The organism is Bradyrhizobium sp. S3.7.6 (assembly GCF_054061875.1).
The window spans coordinates 5839172-5854106 of the sequence record NZ_JBSSEQ010000001.1 but is presented as its reverse complement, the minus strand read 5'-3'; the positions used below and the strand labels follow the sequence as shown (position 1 = coordinate 5854106).

The window sequence follows — 14935 nt, the reverse complement described above, 5'->3', positions numbered from 1 at the left end:
GCCGGGACCGGCGCCAAGGCGCCCGATCACAGATTCGTGGGTTGTGGACTGTCTATCGCAAACTATATCGTAAGATATGTTTTACAAAAGGGCGTACGATATGCACCACGGACGAGACCACAAAGACTTCCATTTTGGGCATTTCGCTCATTTCGTCATGGGCCGGCACGGCGGCGGACGGCGCTTCGGCCGCGGCGGGCATGGCTTCTTCGGGCGCGGCCCGGGGGGCGATTTCCCCGGCGCAAGGCGGCTGTCCTCGCAGGACCTCCAACTCGTGATCCTGGCGTTGCTCGCCGAAAAGCCGGCTCATGGATACGAGCTGATCAAGATTATCGAGGAGCGGTCCGACGGCTTCTACACGCCGAGCCCGGGCGTGATTTATCCGGCGCTGACTTATCTGGAAGAGGTCGGCCACAGCAGCGTCGAGCAGGATGGCGGTCGAAAGCTCTACAGCATCACGCCGCAGGGCGAGGCGCATCTCGCCGAGAACCGCGCCACTGCGGATGCAATCCTGCAAGCGTTGTCGCGGATCGGTCGCCGCATGGACGAGGTGCGCGAGGCCTTTGCTGGCGTCAGCGATCTCGATGCCGACGCCTCCGACGAATTGCACCGTGCCCGCCACAACCTCAAGCGCGCGCTGCGTTCCAGGCTTGGCAGCGACCCCGCCGAGGCGCGCCGCATCGCGGCGATCCTGGATCGTGCCGCCGCGGAAATCCTCGGCAAATAACTGAGAGGCGAAGCAACACATGAATGATCGGCCCTACAGCCCGATTCAAGACCCACGCGTCAACGCCGTCCTCGCGCGCCTCCAAGGCGCGCGGCAGCGGCCGGCCGGCGGCGGGCCGCGCGGTTCCTTCAACAGCCGTGATCCCCACGCCTATGCCGAGCAGGGCTTTTCGATTCATTCCGAGCAGGGCGAACTGATCTATCTGCTGTGCCGTGGCTTGCGTGCTACGCGCATGGCCGAGTTCGCCACCTCGGTCGGCATGTCCACGCTCTATTTCGCGGCCGCTATCCGCGACAATGGCGGCGGCACCGTGATCGGCTCGGAGATCGTGCCGGCCAAGGTCGAGACCGCCAAACGCAATCTCGCCGAGGCCGGCCTTGCCGACTACGCCGAGATCCGCGAGGGCGATGCGCGAAAAACCTTGCGCGATCTCGGCGGTCCCGTCGACTTCGTTCTGATCGACGGCTGGCCGGGTGAGAGCGGTCCCTCGCTGGCGCGCGAGGTGATCGGGATCGTCGCGCCGCAGCTGCGCGTCGGCGGCTACGTCATGAACGACAATGCCGAGCCCGACTATCTCGATTTCATCCGCGATCCCGACAACGGCTTCGTATCGATGACGCTGCCGCTCAAGGGCGGCACCGAGCTCAGCCTCAAGGTGAGGTAGCGGCGTCGCTTGCGCGATAGGCGTCGGGAACCACGAACACCTCGTCGGCGCGGCCATAACCGCCATCAGGCACTTCCTCGATCAGCACCATGGTGTGCGTCCGCGCCGCTTCGCCGAAATAGTGCGCGAACAGCGCGGTGAGGTTGTGCACGATCTCCGCCTTCTGCGCCCGCGATAAGGCGGCCTGGGGGATCTTGATATTGGCGAAAGGCATGATGGGTCTCTCCGTGTGATGGGGTGTGGTTGCTCCTGTTCGAGAATGCCCGATCGCCGCGACCGGATAATCGCGAAAAACTTGTCATCACTTGTCGGCTGTGGTGAACAATCGGCTATGGACCGGTTTGACGCCATGCGCCTGTTCGTCCGCCTCGTCGAACGGCAGAGCTTTACGGCTGCGGCTGCCGACCTCGGCATTCCCCGCTCGACGGCGAGCGAGGTTTTGCGCGGGCTCGAGGCGCGGCTGGGCGCGCGCCTGCTCGAACGGACGACACGGCATGTCACGCCGACGCTCGACGGCGAGGACTATTACCGCCGCTGCGTCGCCATCCTCGCGGAGGTCGAGGAAGCCGAAACCACGATGCGCGATGCGCGACCGCGTGGCTTGCTGCGCATCGACGCACATCCTTTGCTGACCCGCACCTTCATCTTGCCGCACCTGCCGGAATTCCTGGCGCGCCATCCGCAACTCGACTTGCAGATCGGGCAGGGCGATCGGCTGGTCGATCTCGTGCGCGAGGGCATCGATTGCGCGATCCGGTCGGGAGAGCCCGAGGACAGCGGGATGATTTTGCGCCGTCTCGGGACGGTCGAGGAAATCACGGTGGCGAGCCCGGGCTATCTCGCCAGCCACGGCTTGCCCGCGACGCCTGATACGCTCGACGGCCATCAGATGGTCGCGTTCATCTCATCGCGCACCGGCGATGTTTTGCCGCTGGAGTTTTCTATCGCCGGCGGGCTGCGCAATGTCGTGCTGCCAAGCAGGGTTCGCGTCAACAATTCCGACACCATGGCCGATCTCGCGCGGCTCGGCTTCGGCCTCACGCAGGCGCCCCGCTATCGCTTCGCAGCGGATCTCGCCAGCGGTGCGCTGGTCGAGGTGCTTGCAGGCTATCCACCGTCGCCGACGCCGCTCTCCGCGCTCTATCCGCAAAACCGCCAGCTCGCGCTCCGCCTGCGCGTCTTCCTCGACTGGATATCAGGCATCTTTGCCGAGGCGAAGCTGTAGAGCTTCGTAGCCCGACAGGCAAAATGTCCGAACAGTCGGTCAATCCGCTCTACCGGAATTCGGAAACGGCGTCGTTGCGAGCGCGGCGGAGCAATTCCAGAAATTCCGCGGAAAGATTCTGGATTGCTTCGCTGCGATCGTATTGACGATGTTGGAACAATCGCCCGCCTCTTTGTGAGTTGTGCCTGCGCCACGAGCCGCTACCATGTGACCGCTCCCGACCACGGGACGCACAGCGAGCGGAGGCGACATGAGCGGGCAGGAACGCAAGGCAAAAGGATCGGACCTGTTTGTGGCGGCGCTGGAGAACGAGGGCGTCGATCGCATCTTCGGTATCCCCGGGGAGGAAAATCTCGACCTGGTCGAATCGCTGCGCACCTCCAAGATCGAGCTGGTCCTGACCCGTCACGAGCAGGCCGCGGCCTTCATGGCCGCCACGCACGGTCGGCTGACCGGCAGGCCGGGAGTGTGTCTCTCAACGCTCGGCCCGGGCGCGCTCAACCTGTCCACGGGCGCCGCCTATGCCCATCTCGGCGCGATGCCGATGATCTTGATCACCGGCCAGAAGCCGATCATGAGCAGCCGGCAGGCGCGCTTTCAGATCGTGGACGTGGTTGCGACCATGAAGCCGCTGACGAAGCTCTCTCGGCAGATCATCAGCGCCTCCAGCATTCCGACCGTGGTGCGCGATGCCTTTCGCGTGGCGATGGAGGAACGGCCGGGGCCGGTGCATCTCGAGCTGCCCGAGGACATCGCGGGCGACGAAGTGCCCGCCGTCCCCGTGATCCCGGTCCATCCGATTGAAATTCCGGTGGCCCATCGCGCCGCGCTCGACCGTGCGGCCGAGATGATCCTGGCCGCAAGACGTCCATTGGTGATGATGGGAGCTGCGACCAGCCGGCCGCGCTCGACCCACGGCATCGCCAGCTTCGTGCGGCGAACCGGCATTCCGTTTTTCACGACACAGATGGGAAAGGGCACGGTGCCCGGCGGCACCAATCTCTACATGGGCACGGCGGCGCTATCAGAGCGCGACTATGTCCACGACGCGATCGACGCAGCCGATCTGATCGTGGCGATCGGCCATGACCCGATCGAGAAGCCGCCCTTCATCATGGGGCCGTCGGGACCGAAGGTCATTCACGTCAGCTACACGCCGGCCAGCGTCGAGCTGGTCTATTTCCCCGATGCCGAGGTCGTCGGCGACGTCGGCCCGAGCCTGGAGCTGCTCGCCGACCGGCTCGAAGGCAAGCTGCCGCAGGCGGCGGCGCTGTTGCCGTTGCGCGAGGGGATCCTCACGCACATCGCCGACCGCGCCACCGAGGCCCGCTGGCCGCCGACACCGCAGCGCATCGTGCACGACATCCGCCAGGTGATCCCGGAGAATGGCATCGTCGCGCTCGACAACGGCATGTACAAGATCTGGTTCGCGCGCAACTACCGAACCCGCGTCGCCAACACGCTGCTGCTCGACAATGCGCTGGCGACGATGGGCGCCGGTCTGCCGTCGGCCATGATGGCCGCGATGCTCTATCCCGAGCGCCGCGTGCTCGCGGTTGCCGGCGACGGCGGCTTCATGATGAACAGCCAGGAGATGGAGACCGCCGTCCGCCTCAAGCTCAATTTGGTCGTGCTGGTGCTCGAGGACAACGCCTACGGCATGATCCGCTGGAAGCAGGCCGTCGATCACTTCGCCGATTACGGCATGACCTTTGGCAATCCCGATTTCGTCCTTTACGCGAAGGCCTACGGTGCCAAAGGACATCGCATCGAGAGCATCGACAGCTTCGGCCCGACGCTCGATGCGGCCTTCAAGGAGGGCGGCGTGCATCTGGTCGTGATCCCGATCGACTATTCGGAGAATGTGCGCGTGCTGGTCGACGAGCTGCGGGCGCATGAGAAGGCGAAAGCGTGATGTGGTCGATGCTCTCGCCACATCGTCATTGCGAGCGCAGCGAAGCAATCCAGAATCTTTCCGCGGAGGCAGTCTGGATTGCTTCGTCGCTTTGCTCCTCGCAATGACGGAGTATGCTGATCAGCCAAAATCCGATAACAACCTGCATCAACGTAGCTCAACCAACCACAGGAATTATGAAATGACTCGCGTTCGCTGTATCACCGAGATGGGCATGGGCGTCGACGTCCACGGCAGGGACGCCACCAAGGCGGCGAAGCGTGCGGTGTCGGATGCCATCAGGCATTCGAGCCTCGGCTTCTTCCGGATGATCGGGAAGACAGCGAACGACATGTTCGTCGATGTCACGATTGCGGTGCCCAACCCTGAGGCGGTGGACAAGGACGCCGTTGCGAAGGAGCTGCCTTACGGCACGGTGACCGTAACTGCGGTCAAGGGCGGGCTGGAGATTCCCTCGGCCACGGAAGTGGCCAACGATCCTATCCTCATCGCCAACGCCGCCGTCATCGTCAGCTTCGACAAGGACTAGGCCGGTGTCCGACAGCGATGAGCGGCTACTGGATCGTCCGATCTGGAGCGCGCTGACGACCAGCCAGAAGCATCTGGCGGAGGGCGGCCCGCGCGCGCGGCGCTATCCCGTGGACATGACACCGTTTGCCGACATGGTCGACATGTCCGAGGCAAGCTTCGCCGCGCTCGGTGATCTCCTGGCGGGCTCGCAGGTTGCCGCGCTGTTCACGCCGGAGCCGGTCGACGTTCCCGCCAATTTCAAGGTCGTTCTGGCGGAGACCGGCGAGCAGATGATCGGCTCGCCGGCCGACAGCCCGCTTCGCGATGCCGAAATCGTCAAATTGAGCGCGGCCGACGTCGCCGCCATGATGGCGCTGACGGAGCTGACCAAGCCTGGTCCGTTCGCGTTGCGCACCCATGAGCTCGGCACCTTCCTTGGCATTCGCGTTGGTGGAGAATTGGTCGCGATGACGGGCGAGCGGATGAAGCCGGGAAAGTTCGTCGAGATGACGGCCGTCTGCGTGCATCCGGACTATCGTGGGCGCGGCTACGCGCAGGCGCTGCTCGCGGCGGTCGCGCGCCGGATCGAGAGGCGCGCGGCGAAATGCCGTTCCTGCACGTGTTTTCTCATAACGCCTCGGCGATTGCGCTGTACGAACGGCAGGGCATGAAGATCCGTCGCCGGCTGCACGTCACGGCGCTGATGAAGATTTGAGGGCCGATCGGACGGTCTTCATTTCCCACGAATTCGCGCTATATCCATCCTAACCATAATTTGGGGGAAACACATGGACGCCAGAACACCTGATTTTTCCGCCGCGCGGACGGCGATGCAGCGCTACGTCGATCAGGAGATCATTCCAGGCGTGTCCTGGGCGGTGCTGCGGGGGCGCGATGTCGTCGATCAGCAATGCGTCGGCTTCGCCGATGGCGAGGCAAAAGCCGCGCTCCGGCCCGACCACATCTTTCGCGCGTTCTCCAACACCAAGATCTTCGTGACGTCTTCGATCATGCTGCTGGTCGAGGAGGGCCGCATCGGGCTTGATGATCCCGTCGAGAAATTCCTGCCGCAGCTCGGCAATCGCAAGGTGCTGAAGCAGGGTGCCGCGAGCCTTGCCGATGTCGAGCCGGCGAAGAGCCCGATCACGATCCGCCAGCTGCTGACCCACAGCTCGGGTCTCAGCTACGGCATCTTCGATCCCGGCACCGTGCTGTTCAAAGGCTATAACGAGGCGCGCGTGCTCAATCCGCTCACGCCGCTGACCGACATGATCGACAAGCTCGCCGATCTGCCGCTGTCCTATCATCCCGGCGCGGGCTGGGAATATTCGGTGGCGACCGACGTGCTCGGCCGCGTGGTCGAGGTCGTCTCCGGCCATGCGCTCGACACCTTCCTCAAGGCGCGCATCTTCGATCGCCTCGGCATGGTCGATACGGGCTTCTCAGTGCCTGAGGCACAGCAGGGCAGGCTGGTTGCACTCTATACCGGCGCCGACGTGCTCGATCCGATGAAGCCGGGCCTGACGCGGGCCGACAATCTCCCTTATCCGCAGGCCTATCGGCGGCCGTTTCCGCGGCTCTCGGGCGGCGGCGGTCTGGTCTCGACCTTGCCCGACATGCTCGCGCTGGTACGCGCGCTGCTCCCCGGTCCGGATGCGCTGCTGAAGCCGGACACGCTGCGGCAGATGATGACGAACCAGTTGCCCGCGGGCCAGACCATCCGATTTGCCAATCTCGGGCCGATCCCCGGCAAGGGCTTTGGTCTCGGCGGCGCCGTCACCTTTGCGCCGACGCCGTTCGATCCCCCGAATTCGACCGGCGAATTCCAGTGGGGTGGGCTTGCCGGCACCCATTGGTGGATTTGTCCGCAGGCCAACACCGCCGGCGTGCTGATGGCCCAGCGCCATATGGGCTTCTGGAACCCGTTCTTCTTCGAGTTCAAGCGCCTGGCCTATCAGGCGGTCGGGGGCTGACCGCGAAAAAAGTTCACGCCCCCGCGAATCCTTTTGGGTCTTCGCGTCCTCCTGATGGTCGAGGCATTTTGCTTCGGCTCATTTCGGAGGATGTGATGGCATTCTACAGGAAGAATATCGGTGGTCTGCATCAGGCGGTCCGGGTTGCGCTCGGAATTGCGGTTGCGATTGCCGCATTCGTTTTTCTCACCGGCGTCGCGGCGTGGCTGGTGGCGCTCGGTGGCGCAGGCTTCGCACTGACGGGGCTCGTCGGCTATTGCCCGATGTGCGCGATGGCCGGGATCGGACGAGGAGGCGTGTCGTGAGTGCGGCGGCGATCTCGTCAAGCCTGTTCGAGGCGGCCCGGCTCGGCGATCCCCAGGCGATCGCGTCTCTGCTCGAGACGGCGCAGCCGGATATCCGCCGCTACGCACGCGCCACCTGCCGCAGCTCGGCGGATGCCGAGGATGCAACCCAGGAGGCGATGTGGATCCTGTTCCGCCATGTCGGCACGATCCGCTCGCTCGTCGCCTTTTCCGCGTGGCTGTTCAGCGTGGTCCGCCGCGAATGTCTGCGGCTCGCGCGCAAGGCGGGGCTTGCGCCATCGATCGACGACGGCGAGGCGGAGGCCCTGCTGCTGTCGCGCTCCGAAGCGGATTTGCGTCTTGACGTGGCGGCTGCGTTCGAAGCGTTGCCGGCGCATTATCGCGATGTCGCGCTGATGCGGGACGTCAAGGAAATGACCATCGACGAAATCGCCGCCGCGCTCGGAGCGTCCAGGCAGACTGTGAAGGCGCGCCTGCATCGCGCCCGCGCCTTGATGCGCGAATATCTGACGAGGTGAGACATGACCGATTATCAAACGCCTGACGATCTGAAGTCTGTCCCGGCTTTCGTGGCGCTCGCGCCGGTCGAGGCCAACGCGTTCCTTGCGTTCAACCACGCGGTCGAGCGCAAGGACGGATTGATCCCGCCGAAATATCGCGAGCTGATCTCGCTCGCGGTCGCGCTCACCACGCAATGTGCCTATTGCCTGGACGTGCATACGGCGCAGGCAGCGAAAGCCGGCGCGACGCGGGAGGAAGTCGCCGAAGCGGCATTGATCGCCGCGGCCGTGCGCGCCGGGGGTACGCTCGGCCATGCGCTGCTGGCGCAGCGCTTGTTCGAGCGCCATCGAGACGAGGGAGAAGCATAGATGTCTTGTCGACGTCGGGACGCATGATTTGCCAAACTATCTCGGTCTCGATGGATTTCGCTTCGGCTGGGTCGCAGCCTGGATCGACGAGCGCGGCGATCATGGCTTTGATTATTCGCCGGGCCTGACGCGCTTGCTTGCGATGCCGCATGCGCGTGCGATGATCGACATGCCGATCGGATTGAAGCCAAGCGGCTATCGAGCCTGCGACTTGCGTGCACGCGAGCTGGTCGGCCCTGCCGTGTTTCTTGGCGCGCGCCGCGATCTCTGGACATTTCCCGACATGGCGACGGCCAATCGCCACTATTGGGAGCGGGAAGGCAAGGGCAGGGGCGTGTCGGCGCAGCTCTGGAACATCAGGGAGAAGATCAGGGACGTCGACGAGATCATGACGCCGGTGCGCCAGGCGACAATTGGCGAAGCGCATCCGGAATTGATTTTCTGGGAATCTGGCAGGGTGCGTCCTTCTTCCGAAGAAGACGTCGGCGCAAGGTCGTGAGCAGCGCATCGCGCTGCTGGCGCAACGCGGCTTCACGCGCCTGGAGACATGGCTGACGCAGCGTCATGGCACCGGCATCGGCCGCGACGATCTCATCGATGCCTGTGCCTGCGCGGTCGCGGCCCGCGACAGCACACAGCGTGTCGGCGGCGAAGAGGTCGATCCGCGCGGACTGCGGATGGAGATCAATTATTGAGGTCGCGGCCTCGCGCGCCTCGATTCGGGATAAAGTGGCAATTTGTTTGAGGCGTGCAGGAACTGTCGACGGTCGGCCCGCGTTCCCCGTGCGAACCGATGACGGAGAAGCTCGTGCGATGAAGGATGCCAGTCAGTTCGCGACCGCGATGCTCGCGCTCATTTTCACCGGAACGCTGCTCGTCACCGGGCAGCTCTTCATCGAGCAACGCGCGCAGCGCGATATCGCGTACGCCGCCAGGCATCTGCTGCTGCGGCCCCTGTAGTCCGGCTTCGATGCATGATCACTGCTCGGCCTTGCGCCGTTCGACGGCTCGCCTAGATTAGGCGGCATCTCACGAACGAAGCCGGGGTCCCGATGCCTGATCTGTCCGCCTTTCCCATCACCAAGCGCTGGCCTGCCAGGCATCCGGAGTTGCTTCAGCTTTATTCGCTGCCGACGCCGAACGGCGTCAAGGTGTCGATCATGCTGGAAGAGATCGGTCTGCCTTACGAGGTCCACCTCGTCGACTTCGGCAAGGACGACCAGAAGACGGCGGAATTCCTCTCACTCAATCCGAACGGCAAGATTCCGGCGATCCTCGATCCCAACGGTCCGGGCGGCCGGCCGCTGCCGCTGTTCGAGTCCGGGGCGATCCTGCAATACCTCGCCGAGAAGACCGGCAAGCTTCTGCCGGAGGACGCCGCGCGCCGCTACCAGGCCATCCAGTGGGTGCATTTCCAGATGGGCGGCATCGGGCCGATGTTCGGCCAGGTCGGCTTCTTCCACAAATTCGCCGGCAAGGATTTCGAGGACAAGCGGCCGCTCGACCGCTATGTCAGCGAGGCCAAGCGTCTGCTCGGCGTGATGGAGACGCATCTTTCCGGCCGGCAGTGGTTCATGGATGACGACTACACCATCGCCGATATCTCCATGCTCGGCTGGGTGCGCAATCTCATCGGTTTCTACGGCGCCGGCGATCTCGTCGAATTCAGCCAGTTCAAGTCGGTCGGTGCCTGGCTCGAACGGGGGCTGGCGCGTCCTGCCGTGCAGCGCGGGCTGAACATTCCGAAGCGGCCGTAGAATCAGGTCAGCGCCTTATGCGTCATGTAGAGCGCCATCACCGAGATGAGGGCGATCATGACCCTGTGCAGCACCGCTTTGCTGACGCCGTTGGCCGCGCGTGCGCCGAGATCGGTGCCGATCCAGAGGCCGGCGAGAATCCCGACGATCGCCGGCCAGCCGACCATGAGCCCCTTGCTCCAGTAGATCCAGGCCGCCGGAATGTTGGTCGGGATGACCGAGAAGATGAGGCTGACGAGTTGCGCCTGGTGCTGCGGGACGCGTAGGCCCGCGGCGAGGCCGACGGTGATCGCGAGCCCGCCGCCGATGCCCATGAAGCCGGAGGAAAACCCGGCAAGCGCGCCGATGAGGAGCAGGGGGAGCCAAGGCAGTACGTCTCGGTCAACGGCCGCGTGGCTCCCGTCCTTGCGGTCGCGGCGCAGGATCAGAAGGGCGATCAGCGCGACGAGATAGACGACGTAGGTCCATTGCAGCACCGAGTCGGAGACCGCCGCCGCGGCGTAACCGCCGCCCGCACCGCCGACGAGAAATCCGAGGCCGATCCAGGCGATCCATTGCAGCGGGCTGCGATTGCCGCTCTGCCAGTAGCGGCGCACGCCGGCGAGGCCAGTGGGCGGGACCTGCGTGATCAGCGACGTCCCCTGGGCGACATGCTGCTCCGCGCCGAGCAGCAGCACGGTGAAGACGACAAGCCCGCCGCCCGGGCTCGTACCCATGAAGCCCGATGTCAGTCCGCCGACGAGACCGACGCCAATGCCTGCGAGGAGATCGTGAATCCAGGACATCGCTTACGTCCTGGTCCGTCGCTTGATGTCAGGCTTGGTCGTGCGAAATCCCTCGATCACGCCGCCGACGGCCGCCATGCAGGCCTCGACGTCAAAATCCTCGCCCCAGCATTTCTGCAGCACGAAGCCCTGGAAGATCGCGATGAGCACGCGTGCGACCGCGTCGGCGCCGAGGTCGCGCTTGATCAGGCCGTCATGCTGCCCGCGCTCGACCAGCGCCACGATCAGCGCGCGCGGCATGTCGATGCCTTCGACGACGCTGGTGCGGACGCGGCGATTGCGCAGGGCCTCCGCCCAGCCGTGAATGCCGACGCGACGCCGCGCTTCGCCGGCGGGATCGGTGAGCCATTGCGCGTAGACGCGGATCAGCGCGTGGAGTCCTTCGATCGGATCACCCGATCCCTGCGCCACCGAGTTGAGCACGGCCTCGCGACGATGCCGGTCGTCGGCGAGCGCCTCGATCAAATCGTCCTTGCTCTGGAAGTAGAGATAGACCGCGCCGTGGCTCAAGCCCGACCGTTTGACGATGTCGGCCATGCCGGTCTGATGAAAGCCTTGCTCGGCGAAGCAGGCAAGGGCCGCTTCGAGGATCTGCTGCCGCCTACCTTCGCGTTGCTTGTCGCTGATCTTGGGCATTTTGGCCGTCCATAAATAACTGACAGATCGGTCGTTTTGAGCGTTTGCCTGATGCGGCACCTATGAAGCCGGGCATTAATAAAAAACGATCAGTCAGTCATTTTTATTATCAAAGGCGATCTTGGTCAAGTCCAGACGGTCCGGAAACAGGAGGATCAAACCGTTGCCGGGGCCGTGGCTGAGGTGCGGCGGCCCGGCCGGCGATCGCGCGGCTAGAACAGCCGTCCGCCGTTCGGCACAGGCTTGCTCGGCTGCACCAGCACGACCTTGCCCTCGGCATCGGGGAAGCCGAGCGTCAACACCTCGGAGACGACCGGGCCGATCTGTCGCGGCGGGAAGTTCACGACGGCCGCGACCTGCTGCCCCACCAGCGTCTCGAGCGGATGATTTTCGGTGATCCGGGCCGAGCTCTTGCGCACGCCGATCGCGGGACCGAAGTCGATCCACAGCCGCCAGGCCGGCTTGCGTGCCTCCGGGAACGGTTTTGCATCGACGATGGTGCCGACGCGGATATCGACCGCGAGGAAGCTGTTGAAGTCGATGGTTGGCGACACGGCCGCGGCGGGATCGTGAGTGACGTGCATTGATGTATCCGTTCGGAGAGCGAGGTTCGTTCGCGATGTTGTCGCGCGAACCGGAGTTTCGTACAACGCTGCAGTCATCCAACGACGCATGCGCGAGGAAGGTCTTGCCCAACATCATCTACGGCATCAAGAACTGCGACACCATGAAGAAGGCGCGCGCCTGGCTCGACACCCATGGCGTCGCCTACGAGTTCCACGACTACAAGGCGGCGGACGTCGAGAAGGACAAGCTCAAGCAGTGGAGCGACAAGGCTGGCTGGGAGACGCTGCTCAATCGCGCCGGCACGACCTTCAAGAAGCTGCCGGATTCCGACAAGGAAGGCCTCACCGAGAAGAAGGCGCTGGCGCTGATGCTAGCGCAACCATCGATGATCAAGCGGCCGGTGCTCGAAGTCGGCGGCAAGCTTCTGGTCGGCTTCAAGCCGGATATCTATGCCAAGGAAGTCAAGGCCAAGTAAGTCGGCGCGAAATCGCGCTGACCCTAGTTCAGCTCGACGATTTCGGTGGTGACGCCCGGCTGATCGGCGAACTCGACGACGTCGGCGGCGGCGATCCGGCCGGGGGCGCGATGGAAGAGATCGCGGTCGATCACCGCGCGCAGTTTCGGGCGCGGCAGCGCGTCATTTCCGCGCATCAGATTCTTGATCTCGAAGCCGCCGTCCTCGCAGAACGTCTTGAGCGAGGCGATGACGTGGCAGACCTTGCCGTCGGTCTGGAACGGCAGCAGCAGCCGTTCATAGGCAACCACGCGGCCATAGATGTCGTCGACGTCGGCCACGCTGTAGACCGGAAGGCCGCGCGCCACACATTCATAATAGATCGGCATCACGAAGGGTGCGAGGCGCGGCCCGATATAGTCGTCGAGCAGAACGCCTTTGCCGGTCTGTCCATAGGCGCGCGAGATGCGCGTGCCCTCGCTCTGGATGATGAGGCGCGGCGTCGGCGCCGAGATGTCGACGGTATAATAGATGAGATCGGACAGCTCTTCCTCGAGCCGCGCGGGCTGATACTCCCAGATCGCCGGCACCATCTGCCCGCGCGCATAAAGTCGCAGCCACGTGTTCAGGAGATCACGCTGCCTGATCGACTTGACGACAGAAGGAGCGGCGCTTGCAAAATCCAAGGCAATTTCCAAGACAATATTCCCGACGCATAAAACCCGCGCATGATCCATGCGGCGGGAAAATTTTCTATGAAGGCTGGCGCGCGGGATGAAAGACCGTTAACGACGGCTTGATGACCGGTGCCTTGCGAACCGGGAGGCCGGGCAGGCGACATCAAAACGCGTCCGACTAAGGGAGCATAAGCCTCCCGGCCGGAGACCTGATCTGCTCAGCTTTCCGCCTTGCCTAACCCCCGTCACCTCCGGCATATTCCGCGCCCGGAGGCGACGTTCCGGGACAGGCTCCAAGGCCCCCGGAAAGCCGAAGTAACTAAGGACAGCCACGCGTATTGTGCGGGCAGGGGGAAATCTGTTTGGCCGATGAGTTCATTCTCGAAACGGAAGGCTTGACCAAGGAGTTCGCGGGCTTCTTCGCCGTCCGCGACGTTGCGCTCAAGGTTCGCCGTGGGAGCATTCACGCGTTGATCGGCCCGAACGGGGCGGGCAAGACGACGTGCTTCAATCTTTTGACCAAGTTCCTCAAACCGTCCGCCGGCAAAATTCTGTACAAGGGGCAGGACATCACGGCGATGGCGCCAGCCGACGTGGCGCGCCTTGGACTGGTCCGTTCATTCCAGATCTCGGCGGTATTTCCGCATCTCACCGCGCTGGAAAACGTTCGCGTCGCGCTCCAGCGCCAGCACGGCAGTTCCTTCGATTTCTGGCGCTCCAAGTCCGTGCTCAACCGCTTCAACGATCGCGCGCGTGAACTGTTGAACGATGTCGGCCTCAGCGAGTTTGCCAATACGCCCGCGGTCGAGATGGCCTACGGCCGCAAGCGCGCGCTCGAGATCGCAACGACGCTCGCGCTCGACCCCGAGATGATGTTGCTGGACGAGCCGATGGCCGGCATGGGCCACGAGGACATCGACAAGATCGCGGCGCTGATCAAGCGCATCTCCGCGAAGTACACCATCCTGATGGTCGAGCATAATCTGAGCGTCGTGGCCAATCTCTCCGACATCATCACCGTGCTGACGCGCGGGCAGGTGCTGGCGCAAGGCCATTACAGCGAGCTCACCAAGGACGAGCGCGTCAAGGAAGCCTATCTGGGAGCCGGTCATGCGTGAGACTGCAACCGCGGACGCTCCCGCAAAAGCCGCAACCGGCGGCAACATCCTCCAGGTCCGCAACCTGGAAGCGTGGTACGGCGAGTCCCACACCCTGCACGGGATCAATTTCGACGTGAACGCGGGCGAGGTGGTTACGCTGCTCGGCCGCAACGGCGCCGGCAAGACGACCACGCTGAAGTCGATCATGGGCATCATCGGCAAGCGGACCGGCTCGGTGAAGTTCAACAACCAGGACATCATCCGCGCGACCTCCGACAAGATCGCGCGGATGGGCATCGCGTTCTGCCCGGAGGAACGCGGCATTTTCTCCAGTCTCGATGTGCGGGAGAATTTGTTGCTGCCGCCGGTGGTTCGCCCGGGTGGATTGCCGCTCGAGCAGATCTTCGATCTGTTTCCGAATCTGAAGGAACGTCTCAACAGCCAGGGCACCAAGCTCTCCGGCGGTGAGCAGCAGATGCTCGCGATCGCGCGCATCCTGCGCACCGGCGCGAGCTTCCTGATGCTGGACGAGCCGACCGAAGGTCTTGCGCCTGTCATTATCCAGCAGATCGGCCACACCATTGCACGGCTCAAGAAGGAGGGTTTTACCATCCTCCTGGTCGAGCAGAACTTCCGGTTCGCATCCACCGTCGCCGACCGCTACTACGTGGTCGAGCACGGCAAGATCATTGACGGATTTTCCAATTCGGAGCTTGCCGCCAACATGGACAAGCTCCACACCTATCTCGGCGTCTAAGACGGCCAAGCGTC

General features: G+C 63.9%; 19 protein-coding genes and 2 pseudogenes. 16 read left to right on the top strand and 5 right to left on the bottom strand.

Going from position 1 to position 14935, the window contains the following annotated elements; genetic code table 11:
• The first annotated feature begins 100 nt into the window (after nt 1–100).
• Both ACVJ5M_RS28975 and ACVJ5M_RS28970 read left to right on the top strand, forming a co-directional pair.
• Nucleotides 101–727, top strand: coding sequence for a PadR family transcriptional regulator (locus ACVJ5M_RS28975; protein WP_063983749.1), 627 nt, complete (start codon nt 101–103; stop codon nt 725–727).
• A gap of 19 nt (nt 728–746) precedes the next feature.
• Nucleotides 747–1391, top strand: coding sequence for an O-methyltransferase (locus tag ACVJ5M_RS28970; protein WP_063983748.1), 645 nt, complete (start codon nt 747–749; stop codon nt 1389–1391).
• On the opposite strand, the gene ACVJ5M_RS28965 is transcribed toward ACVJ5M_RS28970, so the two are convergent.
• A complete protein-coding gene (locus ACVJ5M_RS28965; RefSeq protein WP_014495867.1) occupies nt 1378–1605 on the bottom strand; it encodes a tautomerase family protein in 228 nt (75 codons plus the stop codon). The genes ACVJ5M_RS28970 and ACVJ5M_RS28965 overlap by 14 nt on opposite strands.
• Before the next feature lie 117 nt (nt 1606–1722).
• On the opposite strand from ACVJ5M_RS28965, the gene ACVJ5M_RS28960 reads away from it, so the two are divergent.
• The 11 genes and pseudogenes from ACVJ5M_RS28960 (at nt 1723) to ACVJ5M_RS28910 (ending at nt 9945) form a co-directional block, all read left to right on the top strand.
• Entirely contained in the window at nt 1723–2616 is an 894-nt protein-coding gene (locus ACVJ5M_RS28960) for a LysR family transcriptional regulator (RefSeq protein ID WP_063983747.1), read from the top strand.
• Between the two features lie 250 nt (nt 2617–2866).
• On the top strand, nt 2867–4531 hold the full coding sequence (locus tag ACVJ5M_RS28955) for an acetolactate synthase large subunit (RefSeq protein WP_063983746.1): 1665 nt from the start codon (nt 2867–2869) through the stop codon (nt 4529–4531).
• A gap of 181 nt (nt 4532–4712) precedes the next feature.
• Complete coding sequence (locus ACVJ5M_RS28950; protein ID WP_063983745.1) at nt 4713–5060, top strand: Lin0512 family protein; 348 nt, start codon at nt 4713–4715, stop codon at nt 5058–5060.
• A 4-nt stretch (nt 5061–5064) separates the two neighbouring features.
• Nucleotides 5065–5756, top strand: a pseudogene (locus ACVJ5M_RS28945) (GNAT family N-acetyltransferase).
• 73 nt (nt 5757–5829) lie between these two features.
• Entirely contained in the window at nt 5830–7014 is a 1185-nt protein-coding gene (locus ACVJ5M_RS28940; RefSeq protein ID WP_187387725.1) for a serine hydrolase domain-containing protein, read from the top strand.
• Between the two features lie 95 nt (nt 7015–7109).
• Nucleotides 7110–7319: a YgaP family membrane protein gene (locus ACVJ5M_RS28935; protein WP_063983742.1), complete on the top strand. Its 210-nt coding sequence runs from the start codon at nt 7110–7112 to the stop codon at nt 7317–7319.
• Nucleotides 7316–7837, top strand: coding sequence for an RNA polymerase sigma factor (locus ACVJ5M_RS28930; RefSeq protein ID WP_063983741.1), 522 nt, complete (start codon nt 7316–7318; stop codon nt 7835–7837). Before ACVJ5M_RS28935 ends, ACVJ5M_RS28930 begins: the two co-directional genes overlap by 4 nt.
• A gap of 3 nt (nt 7838–7840) precedes the next feature.
• Entirely contained in the window at nt 7841–8188 is a 348-nt protein-coding gene (locus tag ACVJ5M_RS28925; RefSeq protein ID WP_028157609.1) for a carboxymuconolactone decarboxylase family protein, read from the top strand.
• A 28-nt stretch (nt 8189–8216) separates the two neighbouring features.
• Nucleotides 8217–8883: pseudogene (locus ACVJ5M_RS28920) on the top strand (DUF429 domain-containing protein).
• A gap of 118 nt (nt 8884–9001) precedes the next feature.
• On the top strand, nt 9002–9148 hold the full coding sequence (locus ACVJ5M_RS28915; protein ID WP_456679549.1) for a hypothetical protein: 147 nt from the start codon (nt 9002–9004) through the stop codon (nt 9146–9148).
• A gap of 92 nt (nt 9149–9240) precedes the next feature.
• Nucleotides 9241–9945: a glutathione S-transferase family protein gene (locus tag ACVJ5M_RS28910; protein WP_231144874.1), complete on the top strand. Its 705-nt coding sequence runs from the start codon at nt 9241–9243 to the stop codon at nt 9943–9945.
• Between the two features lie 2 nt (nt 9946–9947).
• On the opposite strand, the gene ACVJ5M_RS28905 is transcribed toward ACVJ5M_RS28910, so the two are convergent.
• The 3 genes from ACVJ5M_RS28905 to ACVJ5M_RS28895 form a co-directional block, all read right to left on the bottom strand.
• Nucleotides 9948–10730: a sulfite exporter TauE/SafE family protein gene (locus ACVJ5M_RS28905; RefSeq protein ID WP_063983739.1), complete on the bottom strand. Its 783-nt coding sequence runs from the start codon at nt 10728–10730 to the stop codon at nt 9948–9950.
• 3 nt (nt 10731–10733) lie between these two features.
• The gene (locus ACVJ5M_RS28900) at nt 10734–11366 is read right to left on the bottom strand and encodes a TetR/AcrR family transcriptional regulator (protein WP_063983738.1); all 633 of its coding nucleotides are present in this window, start codon (nt 11364–11366) and stop codon (nt 10734–10736) included.
• A gap of 212 nt (nt 11367–11578) precedes the next feature.
• Nucleotides 11579–11950 carry a tRNA-binding protein gene (locus ACVJ5M_RS28895; RefSeq protein WP_063983737.1) on the bottom strand — a complete coding sequence of 124 codons (372 nt, stop codon included), beginning with the start codon at nt 11948–11950 and terminating at the stop codon, nt 11579–11581.
• A gap of 104 nt (nt 11951–12054) precedes the next feature.
• Between ACVJ5M_RS28895 and ACVJ5M_RS28890 the strand changes: the two genes are divergently transcribed.
• Nucleotides 12055–12408 (top strand): ArsC family reductase, encoded by a 354-nt coding sequence (locus tag ACVJ5M_RS28890; protein WP_354099493.1) that lies wholly within the window; start codon nt 12055–12057, stop codon nt 12406–12408.
• Nucleotides 12409–12431: 23 nt separating this feature from the next.
• On the opposite strand, the gene ACVJ5M_RS28885 is transcribed toward ACVJ5M_RS28890, so the two are convergent.
• Nucleotides 12432–13124 (bottom strand): hypothetical protein, encoded by a 693-nt coding sequence (locus ACVJ5M_RS28885; RefSeq protein WP_063983736.1) that lies wholly within the window; start codon nt 13122–13124, stop codon nt 12432–12434.
• A gap of 302 nt (nt 13125–13426) precedes the next feature.
• Between ACVJ5M_RS28885 and ACVJ5M_RS28880 the strand changes: the two genes are divergently transcribed.
• Together ACVJ5M_RS28880 and ACVJ5M_RS28875 are read left to right on the top strand one after the other, a co-directional pair.
• Entirely contained in the window at nt 13427–14182 is a 756-nt protein-coding gene (locus ACVJ5M_RS28880) for an ABC transporter ATP-binding protein (RefSeq protein WP_063983735.1), read from the top strand.
• Nucleotides 14175–14921 (top strand): ABC transporter ATP-binding protein, encoded by a 747-nt coding sequence (locus ACVJ5M_RS28875; RefSeq protein WP_456679548.1) that lies wholly within the window; start codon nt 14175–14177, stop codon nt 14919–14921. The genes ACVJ5M_RS28880 and ACVJ5M_RS28875 overlap by 8 nt, the downstream gene beginning before the upstream one ends.
• The last annotated feature ends 14 nt before the right edge of the window (nt 14922–14935 follow it).

What these genes read in the sequence shown, in the direction of transcription:
- ACVJ5M_RS28975 (WP_063983749.1), top strand. Translation starts at nt 101, where the DNA reads ATGCACCACGGACGAGACCACAAAGACTTCCATTTTGGGCATTTCGCT.
- ACVJ5M_RS28970 (WP_063983748.1), top strand. Translation starts at nt 747, where the DNA reads ATGAATGATCGGCCCTACAGCCCGATTCAAGACCCACGCGTCAACGCC.
- ACVJ5M_RS28965 (WP_014495867.1), bottom strand. Translation starts at nt 1,605, where the DNA reads ATGCCTTTCGCCAATATCAAGATCCCCCAGGCCGCCTTATCGCGGGCG.
- ACVJ5M_RS28960 (WP_063983747.1), top strand. Translation starts at nt 1,723, where the DNA reads ATGGACCGGTTTGACGCCATGCGCCTGTTCGTCCGCCTCGTCGAACGG.
- ACVJ5M_RS28955 (WP_063983746.1), top strand. Translation starts at nt 2,867, where the DNA reads ATGAGCGGGCAGGAACGCAAGGCAAAAGGATCGGACCTGTTTGTGGCG.
- ACVJ5M_RS28950 (WP_063983745.1), top strand. Translation starts at nt 4,713, where the DNA reads ATGACTCGCGTTCGCTGTATCACCGAGATGGGCATGGGCGTCGACGTC.
- ACVJ5M_RS28940 (WP_187387725.1), top strand. Translation starts at nt 5,830, where the DNA reads ATGGACGCCAGAACACCTGATTTTTCCGCCGCGCGGACGGCGATGCAG.
- ACVJ5M_RS28935 (WP_063983742.1), top strand. Translation starts at nt 7,110, where the DNA reads ATGGCATTCTACAGGAAGAATATCGGTGGTCTGCATCAGGCGGTCCGG.
- ACVJ5M_RS28925 (WP_028157609.1), top strand. Translation starts at nt 7,841, where the DNA reads ATGACCGATTATCAAACGCCTGACGATCTGAAGTCTGTCCCGGCTTTC.
- ACVJ5M_RS28915 (WP_456679549.1), top strand. Translation starts at nt 9,002, where the DNA reads ATGAAGGATGCCAGTCAGTTCGCGACCGCGATGCTCGCGCTCATTTTC.
- ACVJ5M_RS28910 (WP_231144874.1), top strand. Translation starts at nt 9,241, where the DNA reads ATGCCTGATCTGTCCGCCTTTCCCATCACCAAGCGCTGGCCTGCCAGG.
- ACVJ5M_RS28905 (WP_063983739.1), bottom strand. Translation starts at nt 10,730, where the DNA reads ATGTCCTGGATTCACGATCTCCTCGCAGGCATTGGCGTCGGTCTCGTC.
- ACVJ5M_RS28900 (WP_063983738.1), bottom strand. Translation starts at nt 11,366, where the DNA reads ATGCCCAAGATCAGCGACAAGCAACGCGAAGGTAGGCGGCAGCAGATC.
- ACVJ5M_RS28895 (WP_063983737.1), bottom strand. Translation starts at nt 11,950, where the DNA reads ATGCACGTCACTCACGATCCCGCCGCGGCCGTGTCGCCAACCATCGAC.
- ACVJ5M_RS28885 (WP_063983736.1), bottom strand. Translation starts at nt 13,124, where the DNA reads ATGGATCATGCGCGGGTTTTATGCGTCGGGAATATTGTCTTGGAAATT.
- ACVJ5M_RS28875 (WP_456679548.1), top strand. Translation starts at nt 14,175, where the DNA reads ATGCGTGAGACTGCAACCGCGGACGCTCCCGCAAAAGCCGCAACCGGC.